This window comes from Donghicola mangrovi, assembly GCF_013377535.1.
GTDB lineage: Bacteria > Pseudomonadota > Alphaproteobacteria > Rhodobacterales > Rhodobacteraceae > Donghicola > Donghicola mangrovi.
Genome location: NZ_JABCJE010000003.1, coordinates 19,510 through 32,219, shown reverse-complemented (window position 1 = coordinate 32,219; position 12,710 = coordinate 19,510). Strand labels below are relative to the sequence as shown.

Annotated in this window: 12 protein-coding genes and 1 CRISPR repeat array; all 12 genes read right to left on the bottom strand. The window is 51.9% G+C overall.

Features of this window, described 5'->3' with window-relative positions:
- Positions 1-149 precede the first annotated feature (149 nt).
- The gene (locus HJ536_RS08120; RefSeq protein ID WP_177157364.1) at positions 150-1,034 is read right to left on the bottom strand and encodes a transposase; all 885 of its coding nucleotides are present in this window, start codon (positions 1,032-1,034) and stop codon (positions 150-152) included.
- Positions 1,035-1,305: 271 nt separating this feature from the next.
- Positions 1,306-1,809, bottom strand: coding sequence for a DUF6634 family protein (locus tag HJ536_RS08115; RefSeq protein WP_177157363.1), 504 nt, complete (start codon positions 1,807-1,809; stop codon positions 1,306-1,308).
- Between the two features lie 671 nt (positions 1,810-2,480).
- Positions 2,481-3,347 carry a CRISPR system precrRNA processing endoribonuclease RAMP protein Cas6 gene (gene cas6, locus HJ536_RS08110; RefSeq protein ID WP_177157362.1) on the bottom strand — a complete coding sequence of 289 codons (867 nt, stop codon included), beginning with the start codon at positions 3,345-3,347 and terminating at the stop codon, positions 2,481-2,483.
- 20 nt (positions 3,348-3,367) lie between these two features.
- Positions 3,368-3,658 (bottom strand): CRISPR-associated endonuclease Cas2, encoded by a 291-nt coding sequence (gene cas2, locus HJ536_RS08105; protein WP_177157361.1) that lies wholly within the window; start codon positions 3,656-3,658, stop codon positions 3,368-3,370.
- Between the two features lie 221 nt (positions 3,659-3,879).
- Positions 3,880-4,642: direct repeats of the CRISPR family, unit length 37 nt; unit sequence GTTCATGAACCTTCACCGCGCTAATGCGGATAGAAAC.
- 109 nt (positions 4,643-4,751) lie between these two features.
- The gene (locus HJ536_RS08100) at positions 4,752-5,639 is read right to left on the bottom strand and encodes a hypothetical protein (RefSeq protein WP_177157360.1); all 888 of its coding nucleotides are present in this window, start codon (positions 5,637-5,639) and stop codon (positions 4,752-4,754) included.
- Complete coding sequence (csx16, locus tag HJ536_RS08095) at positions 5,629-5,928, bottom strand: CRISPR-associated protein Csx16 (protein WP_177157359.1); 300 nt, start codon at positions 5,926-5,928, stop codon at positions 5,629-5,631. The genes HJ536_RS08100 and csx16 overlap by 11 nt, the downstream gene beginning before the upstream one ends.
- Positions 5,925-6,923, bottom strand: coding sequence for a type III-B CRISPR module RAMP protein Cmr6 (cmr6, locus tag HJ536_RS08090; RefSeq protein ID WP_177157358.1), 999 nt, complete (start codon positions 6,921-6,923; stop codon positions 5,925-5,927). The genes csx16 and cmr6 overlap by 4 nt, the downstream gene beginning before the upstream one ends.
- Positions 6,920-7,381, bottom strand: a complete 462-nt coding sequence (gene cmr5 / locus HJ536_RS08085) for a type III-B CRISPR module-associated protein Cmr5 (RefSeq protein ID WP_177157357.1) — start codon at positions 7,379-7,381, stop codon at positions 6,920-6,922. The genes cmr6 and cmr5 overlap by 4 nt, the downstream gene beginning before the upstream one ends.
- The gene (cmr4, locus tag HJ536_RS08080) at positions 7,378-8,217 is read right to left on the bottom strand and encodes a type III-B CRISPR module RAMP protein Cmr4 (RefSeq protein ID WP_177157356.1); all 840 of its coding nucleotides are present in this window, start codon (positions 8,215-8,217) and stop codon (positions 7,378-7,380) included. The genes cmr5 and cmr4 overlap by 4 nt, the downstream gene beginning before the upstream one ends.
- Positions 8,214-9,380, bottom strand: coding sequence for a type III-B CRISPR module-associated Cmr3 family protein (locus HJ536_RS08075; RefSeq protein WP_177157355.1), 1,167 nt, complete (start codon positions 9,378-9,380; stop codon positions 8,214-8,216). The genes cmr4 and HJ536_RS08075 overlap by 4 nt, the downstream gene beginning before the upstream one ends.
- Positions 9,331-11,307 (bottom strand): type III-B CRISPR-associated protein Cas10/Cmr2, encoded by a 1,977-nt coding sequence (gene cas10 / locus HJ536_RS08070; RefSeq protein ID WP_177157354.1) that lies wholly within the window; start codon positions 11,305-11,307, stop codon positions 9,331-9,333. The genes HJ536_RS08075 and cas10 overlap by 50 nt, the downstream gene beginning before the upstream one ends.
- Positions 11,307-12,551, bottom strand: a complete 1,245-nt coding sequence (locus HJ536_RS08065) for an RAMP superfamily CRISPR-associated protein (protein ID WP_177157353.1) — start codon at positions 12,549-12,551, stop codon at positions 11,307-11,309. Before HJ536_RS08065 ends, cas10 begins: the two co-directional genes overlap by 1 nt.
- Positions 12,552-12,710: the final 159 nt, after the last annotated feature.

Genomic DNA, 12,710 nt, shown 5'->3' with positions numbered 1-12,710 from the left:
GCTATCCTTCTCGCAAAAGCTCCTTCCCCTGCTTTGTTACCGTTAGGAACGACCCGCTAGTCGGCGTTCGTCCTGCCTTGTTCAAAGTTCAGGTATGCCGGTGATTTTCATCCCGATACGTTTGGAATTCGGAAAATTGTCCGGAATTCTCAACGTCGAGAGCGGGTAAGATTGCGCTGCAAGACGTCCGCGGTAAGGGCATCGAAATCGCTTCGGAGCGGTGCTTCAACGAGCTGTGCCTCGTCGTCAGGCGGACAGATGCAAGCCAGCAGCATCCCGACACCACCCGGTTCCAGATCAGCCTTGAGCTTGCGCTTCACTCGTACGGCGGTGTCGTTTGACCGTGTACCGAGGAATTTCATGAACCGTGCGTTCGTCAGCATGTTCTTGCGGCCAGTGGCCTGCCGGATGACGTATTCCTCGGCGGCCAGCAGCCAAAGCAGGATCGGTATGTTGGTGGAGTTCAGGGCTGTGCCTGACGTCACTGACGTCTGATAGCCACAGCTGTTGCACTTGTAGATGTCTCGTGCCGTCTTCTGCCCTACCCTGTCACCCTCGCAAACCGGGCAAACGATGCCATTTGGCCAACGAACGTTCAAAAGTCGCTCGCGAGCCGCATCTTCTGAAGGGAAGGTCACCGCGATACCGGCATCCGGCAGCCGCACGTACAGCGACATCCAGTACCATCGGAGCAATTCTGGTTCTGACAAGGAGCTCGGTTCCATCGCGACGCAATACTGCATCAAGATTTCCCGCGGCAAGCGACGAAAACGTTCCACTCGCCTTGGGCACCAGCGCACGCGAAGCAATGGAGCGCCCCCATACGAGCCAGTCATGTGGTGGACGTATGCTCTACATGTCTGGCCGTGATGGCTTCGGTTGGAAGCCATGTCAGCGGAGTGGACAGCGTCACCGTCGACGAACTCCAGCGTCTTGATGGCACCGCTTTTCACGTAGCCCGTTTCCCAGCGGGTCACACTAGAGGGCTGTGCTGCGTTCATCCAAATGCCGCGATGTTCAAGTAACGTCTTCATTCGGTCTTTCCTGCTGGCACAATGTATCCGGTCTCGAACTGCACGGGCAGTCGAGCGGCGTGTGCTCTCTTAGATTAGTGTGCGATCGTTCGTTTCAGTTGGTCGGGGCGCCCAGAAGGATCGCCCCAATCACCCGGCCCGCATTCAGGGAATTACAGTTCTCATGGCTGCTCGCCCCACTTCTGCATCTCTTCTTTCCCAAGAGGAAATCGTAGGTCATGAAAGTTCTGAGCGAAATTTTCGAAAAAATTCCCCCAAGAAATGCATCCGATCAGGTCTGCGGTGGCCACCTGTTTGCGATGTCCGAAAGTGTTTTCGACACATCATTGAAACCTCTTTCTGCGGCCATTCCCGTAAGACGGGTCGGCTGCAGTTCCATGACGCGGCGCGCCAAGTGAAGCGGTATGCTGATCCCGTCGAGCCCTATCGGCACGCAGAAACTAGGAAGGTCGATGCCCAATGAAAGTTGCGATGTGCCCAGCCGTTCCGGCTCTCCCAGTCGGTACCATCGCGATAAGGTGCGGGCCCATTTGCGATCTTTGCTGATGTGGATCAGTAGAGATGTCTGGATGAGACTTGTCCCAAGCCTCGGGTGTCCTTCAACCCATCCGCGCAAGCTCATCGTCTCGCCCTGAAGGACGATCACATATCGGTCCATCATCGGAGCATCGCAGCGTTCTACGTCAGGCTCCGAGCCCTTCAGTACGGCATGGAATGCACTGATGCTGCGCTTTAACAGATCGTGATACAGGTAGTCGTGTGTGTTGTTCATCATGTCATACGGGTGCCGCCCCGGCTCCAGGCATGCACTGGGACCGGTGGTGGAGTTGAGGGTTTCGAGATGAACGTGCGCGTTCGGCGGCGGCTCTAAGCCGATTGAACAAAAAGGCGCAACCCTCAGAGAATTTTTTTCGACTGCCAACTATTTGATAAGATTAACATTTTTTCGCAAATCAGAATCCGGAAGCGTTGAAAACAAACAAAAAATCACTGCGATGAAGGGCGATTTCGCGCCCTAGATTTGTCTTCGACGCAGATCTCGGCCAAAAAAAATTTAGAAAATGAAATCTGATGTTCCTGACTGCCTACCAGCAGCACACTCTTAGGTCGAAATTAATTTTCCGATCTGCAATCTAAAGGTGAAACGCAGGCTTGCACGACGAATCGGTCTCGGGCATCTCGAGAACGTTTTTTGAATCGAGGCAAAGAGTTTCCCCCTCTTCAAACGCCCGAACATCGCCAAAGTCCAAAGAGAGCGTTACGCTGAGAGGCGTTTCAAAGCACACCCTACCAGCGTAAAATGGGCAGACTTGGCTACTCACAGCTCCCAATTTAGAACAGTCTAGAGCTCATGCGGTTCACGCAACGTCGATAGTGGCCCACTGCTTTCTTACGTTGGCACACCGATCTCTGGGGGCAGCCCCCACGCCATTAACCCCCTGCCCCTCAAATCACCACGAAACGTCCGCATCCGTACGCCCCATTTCCGCCAGCACAGACGACCTCGCCTATCCGCAGCATATGAGCGATGCCGTCTAGGTCACCCTCAAGACGCATCACACCTTTGACGCCCGTCTCTGCATAGCGCGTCTTCTGCCGCTTGGACCGATGCTCCCATTGATCAAGCTCGTTCTCAGCCCATGATACTTCCTTCAGGCAAGAGAATATCCGCGCTTGCTCTTGCTGAGGAGGCATCGGGCAGCCGACACCTTGCCATGCGAGCATACTGGCAGCGCGGCGATAAATTCCCCGTACAACTGCCTCTGGAGATGTTTGCAGGGCCTTACCCTGTCGCATCGACAACGGGGTCAGAAACCGCAGCAATGCTTGTTGCCCCAAAGCAAAGTCAGCCCCGCCAAGAGATCGCGGGGAAATCCGACATCCGAGTACAGCCTCCGACGACCAGCCATCGGCATGTGCAATCCCCCGTTCAAGCAATGCCACCAAATGTGATGCCAACAGATCCGCCCACACCTGCAAGGGGCCGAACAGCCGCAGCCGCAAAAGACCTGTCTGATCATCTGCCTGGAGCACGAAGGGCTTGGGATAAGATGCATCCCGGCTAAATCTGGTGGGCCATTCCAGAAACATCATCTGGCCTGCCGACGGATGATCAGACCAATTCGGATCTTGCGCAATATCCAGGGCCTGTCCCAGCGCCCCGCGCAAGGCCAACAGACGGGGGATTGTGCTGCGGGCCGCGCCTGTTGGCAAAGCAACCTCTATATCCGTCCAGCGCAGAGCGGCGGCGGCTTGCGGCCATGTCCAACTCTCGGCCTGTGCCATAGACAAACTGTTTCTGATCTGGGTCATCGAGACCCGAGACATATGGTTCATATCAGCCAGAACCCCTCGGCGGTTTGCATGGGAATGCTGCTGCCAAAGACGCGAGAGCGTTGAAATCCGTCCGCCCCGACCGCGTACATCCGCAGACTATCGCCCGCATCCAGATGCGTCGCCGCACGTTCTGCAATCGTATCAGCCTTGCGTTGACTTAGGCGCGCCTCAAAGACCGAGTACTGCACCCGAGTTGCGTGTTTCTCTAGTATTCCGGCGACCTTCCGGCGGCGTTTTGCGGACGATACGTCATAAACAAAGACCATCAGCATCTTTGTTCTTGCCATTTCCCGTCCTCATGAAAAAACTTCAACTAAAGCTTGCGCGACACAGCGCCAGAGTCAATAATTCAACCTTGGAAAAAGTGTAAACACCTGTACGACCTCATAAATTTGCGATTTTGCGACACGTAATTCAGTGTTTCACATTGCAAAATAAAAGGAGAAATGCTCGACCTTGGAAAGCAATGGTTTTTTCATCAACAAAATCAGTATCTTCCAGAAACCCTGTTCATGAACCTTCACCGCGCTAATGCGGATAGAAACAGGGCGCTGCTTGTTTTCACCGATGGTTTGTTCATGAACCTTCACCGCGCCAATGCGGATAGAAACTTACCAGTTTTGGACAATAGTCCCTCCCGAAAAATTAGTTCATGAACCTTCACCGCGCTAATGCGGATAGAAACACAAATATAATAGGTCCTAAGCAGAAAAATTGAATGTTCATGAACCTTCACCGCGCTAATGCGGATAGAAACTATTGCGGACAGGTCTTGCGAGACCACCGAAGGTTCATGAACCTTCACCGCGCTAATGCGGATAGAAACCTTTCTCTTCAACTCCGAGGGCCGCTGCATTGTTCGTGAACCTTCACCGCGCTAATGCGGATAGAAAAATACCTTGCCCACCGTGGTGAACTCTAAAAACCGTTCATGAACCTTCACCGCGCTAATGCGGATAGAAACCCATCGTTATGCTCCTAGGATTGCGCCGTTATGTTCATGAACCTTCACCGCGCTAATGCGGATAGAAACGCAAACACGCCCTTTCCTGTGGAAAACTTGACGCGCTCATGAACCTTCACCGCGCTAATGCGGATAGAAACATTGGAAACCCAGGAGTAGAGTAATCCGAGATTACCCCGTCCAGCTGAGGTGATTCATCGGGTTCATGAGCCTTCACCGCGCTTATGCGGATAGAAACTGAGTGTCTGGAATTAGGAAGCGGATTGTCCGGTTTATGAACCTTCACCGCGCCAATGCGGATAGAAACTTGGGTCAAACATTAGATAGGATTTCCCCCTGGTTCATGAACCTTCACCGCACCAATGCAAAAAGGCCGCCTTCGGGACGGCCTTTTACTCATGGGAATTATGCAAATGTTACATTGGCGATGTCGAGAACCCGATAGAGGCATCATAGGCTATTACCTTGCCCTGATCTGGTCCATTCGTCTTGGCGTAATAAAAGATCGCATTCCTGTTCAAAGACTGGATCGCTGTTGCGATCGAAAAGATTTTCAGGCCAGGAGTGACATCGAAGGCGACCCTATCCTCCAGGTCTTCTATCTTTTTCCCCGCATCCTCGGCGATCATCTCGAAAGCACGCGCAATCGCTGCTGTGACGTAATCGAAATTCTCATAGTCCTGCCCCTCTACACTACCATACATGGTCGTAAATCTGGCCGAGGGGTTTCCTTTGGCAGAAACTCTTTTGACATCGATTTCAGGACAAAAACCCGAAATGCAGGTTTGGAAAGCTTCGAATTGGTCGAAGTTTGGCTCTACAACCAGAACTTGCTTCAATTTCCCTTTGCGACACGCCGCACGGATCACGCGCAAGTTCTGTTGCCATGACAGTGGGTAAAGATTGCGATCCAGTTTATGCTCATCACACACATTACCAAGGTTACCTTCAAAATCCTCTACCAAGGCCTGCGCCTTCACCGTCGCGTCAAAACCAGACAGGTTTCCGATTGGCGAATAGCCTGTGATTAAATACTCGGGTGGTGTAAGTTCTGCATCCGTCCGAACACGGGCGGTGGCCTGAGTAATCCGATTGACACGCGGCGCGAAAAGGTATGCGCATCCCCAGAGCAGAAGAGCAAACAGTGGAATGGTGAAAAGAAAAACGTGGGCCTGATCAAGGTCCTCCCAAATGTGATCCCACAGCTTTTCCGAACTGTAAACGATCCCGGAAAGCACAACGGCAACGATCGCCGCGGGCCCCGCCATCCAATTTGCCGAAACGATCCTTGTTTTAGCGTCCATCTAAAATTTCTTTCGCCATAAATTCCTGCAGCCTAATTCCGAAACGTTGCAGATCCACCATGGTCAGTTCCTTGCCCCTATGCTCTGCAGGCAAATCAAGTATGACATGAAAATATCGCGCCCCTTTGGCGCAAACCTCTGCGACCAATTGGATTGGTAAAGTGCCATAGACGCGATCATTCTGCTGCACCTTCGCAATATCCAAGTGCGAGACGAAATTGGCTGCAATGTGCTGCCCTTTGGCCCATTCCATGGTCGCTTGATGACGAGACACAAACCAGTCTGTCATCTGAGTTTGAGATTTAGAGCTTTGAGAGGGATGCCATTAACAACCGTGCCATCTTCTAGATACTCGATGTTCGCAGCACCTGCACTCAGTGCGATGACCTTCACCTCTTCTCCGCAATAAAAGCAGATCGAACCTACTCGTTTCGTCAACTCCGGTGTTTGTTCAGCCAGTCTTTTTTCCGCCAAACTTCTCCGCTTAGAAGAATTCTGATCTAGATTTTTTCGTCTCTCGACACTCAAAAAGCGCCCGTAGCCCACAGCCGTTTTGGCACCGATCCCCAACCACTCAAGCGCTTCAAACAGTACGGCCTGAATGGCATCACAGTCCGTCTTATCTGCATCACTTCGCCGATTTACCGGCGCACATGAAAACTGGAATGTTTGCTGCTCTTCAATCGCAAGAAAGGGGGATGGCACGGGCGTGGCCCAATCCGAAGGTGTCTGGATAGCCCCTTCCTTCGGCACATCTACCAAACGCCAGCTTCCATGGGGCGTTATAATATCAGCCACGAGTTTTAGTGGCACAATCGGCAAAGCATCAAAGAAGATTACTGACCCTTGGCAATTCGCTGAACCAAAAATGCGATCAATCTCCGGCTTTTCCCACTCAAGCCACTCACGCGCCCAAGCAAGGCACATCCCTTTTAGCGAGCTGCCCGAAATATACGGCACCCCAAGCGTGTGGTGCCAAAGCAAACCATTTTCTAGGGGATGAGGTAGCCCCATGCCTGTGATCACCCGAGATGCGGTATCGGCTTTGACGCACCAGCCCTTCTGTTTACTCAAAAGAGAAGTTTGCCGTTCGACAGCGCGCTTTAGCTCCTCCTTAACTCCAACGGGGTTCTTGGCGAATTCTTTGATCCAAGCCTGCTTTTCGGGGTTCTTGACGTCAAATTCCTGGCTCGCTTCCCATCTGTCGAAGAACTTATCGAACTGCAGCCCTTTGTTTACCGGGACAACCTTGCGTTCCCGACCGCCTGATAGAAGCTGCATCATACCCCTTCCTCAGGCGCCGGTTCCGAATTTCCTTTTTCAGGCGGCGGGATCAGCGCTTCTGCAAAGGTCTTAAGCCATCGCAGATAAGTCATCATCTCGTATTGGGTACGTATCAGTTCCTTTTCAGTACCCTCCGACATCCGTTTAACCAGGTCTGTTGAGAGATAATTGAACGACTTCTCCGTGAAGTGCGGGCTTCTGGGGCCCCATCCAGAAGGATCAACCAGCCAAGCCGAGACATGGCAGAGCACATGCTTATGTGCAGCCGCATCGCCGCCAGAGCGATTGGCCAGCGCCAGCTCGAGCGCCAGAGCCTGCATGAGGCCGTTCCGCTGTACTGTGGATGGAAATTTCCGGACGTAGGCGCGATAAGCGCTGTTGGGCTCCGCAGATAACCCGACAACCTCGTTGACCTTTTCAAGTGCAAATTTTGCGCGCCGTTGATCAAGAGTCATCATATGGCAGCTCCGAGGGGAAGACATTGCATATGCAACCAGCCCTGCCCAATAGTCTCGTTCCCCCCCACTTGCAGGTATGGTTCAGCAACAATCGCCGTGCGAACTTTTTCCAAAGTGCCATTACGGGTCCCAAGAAACATCCACAGCAAGCTATCAGTCGGAAGAAGCTCTTCACTCCAAAGAGCACCGGTTTTCACACGTTTGTTCTCGTCAAGGCTGTTGCGCGTCACAACTTGAAGAGCAAATTCAGCAAACCAGGAAAAATCCGCATCATTCAGAATGACGATCCGATTTCCCAGCTCATCTTCATTCGAAAAACGCTGTGGAAATAATGAAATTAAAGTCTCTGAAAGTCCTTCAGGGACATAGCCTTGTCGCTGAAACTCTCTTTCCTCCAAACCGATTATTTCGCTCTCGGACAAACACTTTCCTTCAGCAATTTCATCGAGCTTTGGAAACGCGAGGCTTACACCAGCACGCGCAACATCTTGGGAGAGGCGGCGCAAGATGGTAGGACAGGTAATATAAAGATAGCTGTGAGACACAGATCGCACCGGCAACAGGGCAAGACGGGCTTCTCCAAGTAAGATGCTGCCAGCGCCTTTGTCGGATCCTTCATCTTCATCTGCGGCAACCCCAAAGAGATCCTTTTTCGCACCATCGTCGAAACCAGCGCCATTCGACCACACACGAAATGCACCTTTCATTCCTGATCCCGGAACATGAGGAAAGCCGGTCGAAGACTCCCTTGCAAAAGGCAAATCAATCGCAGCATTCGATTGCCCAATACCCACATGCACGGGTGTTTCTGCAAGAAACGATACAATCGCGCTCATGTGTTTTTTCTCCAATTTCCAATAATCATGTGACCCAAGCCCCATTCGGTCGCTGCGCCAACTTTAATAATTGATCCCTGTTTCGGGGTCTCTATTCCCAGAGCTTTTTCAAAGAACAGAACTGTCCCAGCGGGCAGCAGTTGCACCATCGGGATCGGGCGTCTGCTTAAAGAGTCCCAACCACCAGCCCATTCGGCTGTGCCAACACAGGCCGAGACAAGAGTACCCGACAATTCGGGATGCAGGGATGTGCCTGGCACAATTGTTTTTTTCAAAAGCATCGGTGACAAAGCTATCGCGCAATAGCCTCTTCGCCCGGCATCATCGGACTGGGCTTCTTGAATGGTCTTCAGTACCGAGGCGAAGCTAATCTCGGAATTAGACAGATGCATCATCCTATGCTCTCCGCCAACGGGTAGAGAACAGGAGGCAATCTCATCACACCCAAGCCCTGTCACCGAAAAATCGAGCGAGACGTCATCATGAAGACGAATGTGAGACGCGAAATAAAGCTCACCATCTCGCGTATGCCGTGACGTTTCATCAATCCCGATACCGGTTCGAACCTCATTTGACCAAAGTTTGTTGGCGGCGACCGGATTCTTTGGCGGAAGCCCGTTCAGAATCCGCGAAAAATCATCCAATTCGACAAAGGATTGGGAGAGCTGCTTGACCTTGCCAAAGCGCATGGCGCTCGACACCGCAGGCAAACGGACAGCACCAATATCTGTTTCAAAAGTTTCGTCACTCGGCGAAAGAAGTGCGGGCTGGATTCCGCTTTCAGACTGCACATTTACCACACTCAGCGGACACGGGAGTAAAACACTCGTCTGCCCCTCGTTCCTCCTAGAAAGCAAAATAGGGGAGAATTGGAGACTACCGAGAACACTCTTTTCGGATTGCCAATTCACACCATCTCCCAAGAAATTGGAGGGCCAAGCTTGTTCGGGAAAACCCAAGTTTTGCGCCAGTTTAAGTCTGAGCGCACCGATTAGCGTTGAACTGTTAGGTGGGAAAACACTCCGAGCCTGAGCTGCGCCGTCATCAGCCTGATTAAAGGGAGCGCCATCCCGAAACATCAGGGTATCGTTAGCATCAAAGCGGAATGATCTTTCAGTCATCATGCCGCGCCCTTTTGTTTGCAATTGAAGCAATAGTGCCATCGGAATTCAGGAACCGGATTACCTGTCCACCACCAAAACTCACGCCTGGATCCTGATCCGCTGATGGGCCACAAAGTGGCGAGTAGATTGAGCAGATTTTCTCGGACAGTTCCCTAATTTCTTTGGCTGCTTCATTTCTTCCGTATTGCTGTCGCAGTTGATGCGTGACGAGTGGCGAAAGCAGGACTTTCATGTCTACACTATTTCCAGATTTAAAGAGTGTTCCATATTTCCGTTCTACAGCGTGAAAGAAGCCGCCCGCCAAACCTGCGCCTCCATCAACACCCAGTCCAAGCTGCGCAATTTCATCAAGCTGCTTTATCAGGCCCCCTCCCGCTTCAAATGCACAGACCCAATCCGACTGCACTCCACCTGGCTTCAGGACAGCGATTGCCAGTGAGTTCCTGCCATTTTGATCTTTAGCAACCACATCAAGATAGTGGCTGGATTGCCTCAAAGCTGTCGATAAAGGTGTACGCTTGAAATGAGCGAAAATGATCGAACCTGAGAGCGTATACTGCGCTGATTTCTTGGAAAATTTTGCAAATGATGCGCTGTATATTTCGCGCATTTTCATGGCTGTTTCTATAGCTTCGTCAGCGGGCAACACCGCCAAAACATCATCGCCTCCAGCATACACCAAGACACCAGCCACCGCCTCTTGAGATCCCGGATCAAATGCAACTGCGACATCACGGGTGAAGTCTGCTAGCGCGGCTTTTATGACGTCAGGTTCCTCTCGTAGTGCGGCCCCGATGCTATCACCATCCATTCTCAGAATTGCATAGAACTCGGACGGTCGGTTTCCAATCTTGCCTTGCAACTCCTTGAGAGAGGCTTGCAGCTTCTGAGAAGTTCGATGATCTAATACTGTTGCGGTGCGTTTTTGAAAATCCTTTACCGTTCCCGGGATCGCGTCTTCGTGGAGCAAGTGCCCATCAAGGCGAAAAAATCTTGAGTTTCTGTCGTATGGGAGACCTAAAAGCTCTGGGCTTTCCCATTCAGAGAATGCTGCTGAAGGGAAAATGTTTTTTGCTGTCTCCGCATAATTTTGCAGGCTCTCTTCAACCCCATCAGCACTGCGATCAATGCCCCGAAGCCAAGGAGAGGCCGCAATATAACTCGTCGATGGCCAGTTCCGGATATTCAAAACCCCATCACCGGGACAAAAGGGCAAAGCACTTCCAATCTTCCCTTTTTGACGCACAAGAATTGGGAAAAGTCGCTTAACTGAGGCAATCGCACAAAGCGGCTCGTTCGGAGACACATCCAAGCTTTCCTGCCCGAGCTTCGCGCGGACGCATTCCCAAAAGGCCTGCTGCCGCCTCCGCCCCCCGATGCGATGGAACCCGGACAATTCCTGGTATTGTCCCATCAGGCGACAATGATCCCCGTCCTCGATACTGTCAGGAAAATGGGTTCGCCAGTTCTTGCGCAAGTCCAGCCATGCACCATCGCTGCCATCATTCGGAGCTTCACCGACAACCCAGGCTGTAGACCAAAAGTTTTGAATTTGTCGCTGCCATATCCGCGCTGCGGCTGAACCGCCATCCGCACTTTTTGAAGACACACTTTCGAAGAATGCATCCCAAATAGCCTCGCAGATTTCCGCCCAAGCATCATTCACGGCCTGCGTACTTCGCCGAGCAATATCTGCCGCTTCTTCAGCGGAAACCACTGCCATGAAGCGGTTTGGAAGGGATCCAATGTATGGCGCACCCTTCCGCTCGCTCAATGCCGTAAAAAGCGGATCATTCTCCACCTGTGGGAAGACAACCTGTCCACCCGCCTTGGTCACTGCTTGCATGGCGTGACCGGACAACAATGACAGTAAAAACGAACCAGCCCAATAATCTCGCAGCCTGCGGGCATCATTGATAAATCCCTGAACAGGGCCGATCGTGAAATGAAGGATTTTCTTGTCCATCAAGCAACCCTTTCGCCAAATGGTGCGTTGCCAGCTGATCCTCTTGAGCCGGCGCTGCCATGGCGAATTGCACCATCCAAGAAATCCAAAATAACCTGACGCTCGTACCGATACTTGACGTTGCTATCTCCAGCGATCTTCAGCGTCCCGACCGTGCCGTTCTTGAAATTTGGAAGGAAAAGATTGTCAAAGAAGATCGCGACAGGAACGTAAATCTTTCCAACACGGGCGATCCGAAAGATCAGCGGACTGGCGCGCCGTTCTACGTCGGTCTCCGACGGCGCAACCTTGGCCTTCAGGTTTTCAAGTCCTACATTTTTGCCATATTTGAAGTAGTTATGGGGCAGACCAAATGCGGCACGCTCTGGTACATTATTCGGTCGACAACGCCACTTACTTTGATCGTGTTCTTTGTCTGTTGACCACGCTGATTTGAACCAGTCATGGTCAGGGCGAAAGTTGTATAGGAGTGGCTTCCAGCTTCGATAGGTTCGAAACTCATTGCCAGCGGCTTCCAGAGCATCTTGTCCGCTTTTGAAACCTCCAGAGCTCCAAATGCGGATTTCGGTTTCCTTGGCGAAAGCGCTCAACTCCCATTGCTGACCGCCTACATTCCGTGAGCCAGCCAATGCCGCGATCTGTTGCTTCAAATCAGGTGCATCGACCACCGGCACAAATTCGTCGCAATACGGACACCCTTCAAAAGCCCGCAATGACAAGCTACCAAAGCCACGCCGCTTGCGACCGCCAAAAGCCCCAATCAATCCCGTCATTCGTATGGCACGGTACAAGGACTTAAGCAGCTCTGCTTTGGCAGGATCACGGGCGACTGCGGGTTTAAACCTGAAAGTCAGGGTGAAACGGGCATCTTCCACGTATTCTCGGTTCTTACAGTTTTCTGCCAGACCATAGCCCATGTAGGTCACGCCCGGCCTCTTTTTCGGATCGAAAAGGGCATTGGCTGTAAGTTTATCCCCAGACTTACCGCTCAGCGCTGCGACAAACAGCCCTTGACCACGGGTGGCATCCCCGAACAGCAGGCGCTCGTCCTTTTGCAGACGAGACAGGGCCTCCCGATAGGGAGCAGGATCTTTGGTGGCCGCAAGATAGCTCTGGAAGGCGATTGCGCGCCACCAGAAGACAATCTCGTTCTTGATGCTTGTTAGCCGGATCTCCGGCACACTCTGATCATTTCCAGCACCGAAAAGTGGCGTGACAACATCGAAATCTGCAGTCCAAATCATTTCTTAAAATCCGTAATTTGCAACAAGCTTGCAGAAACGTACAAATTTGAGAACCCCAGAAATCAAAAAATAAAATTCCCCGAGAAATATGTTGAAGGAACACAAAAATTCAAAGAATACTTGAGCTTACACGAAGTACGAACTCATGGCTCTACACCG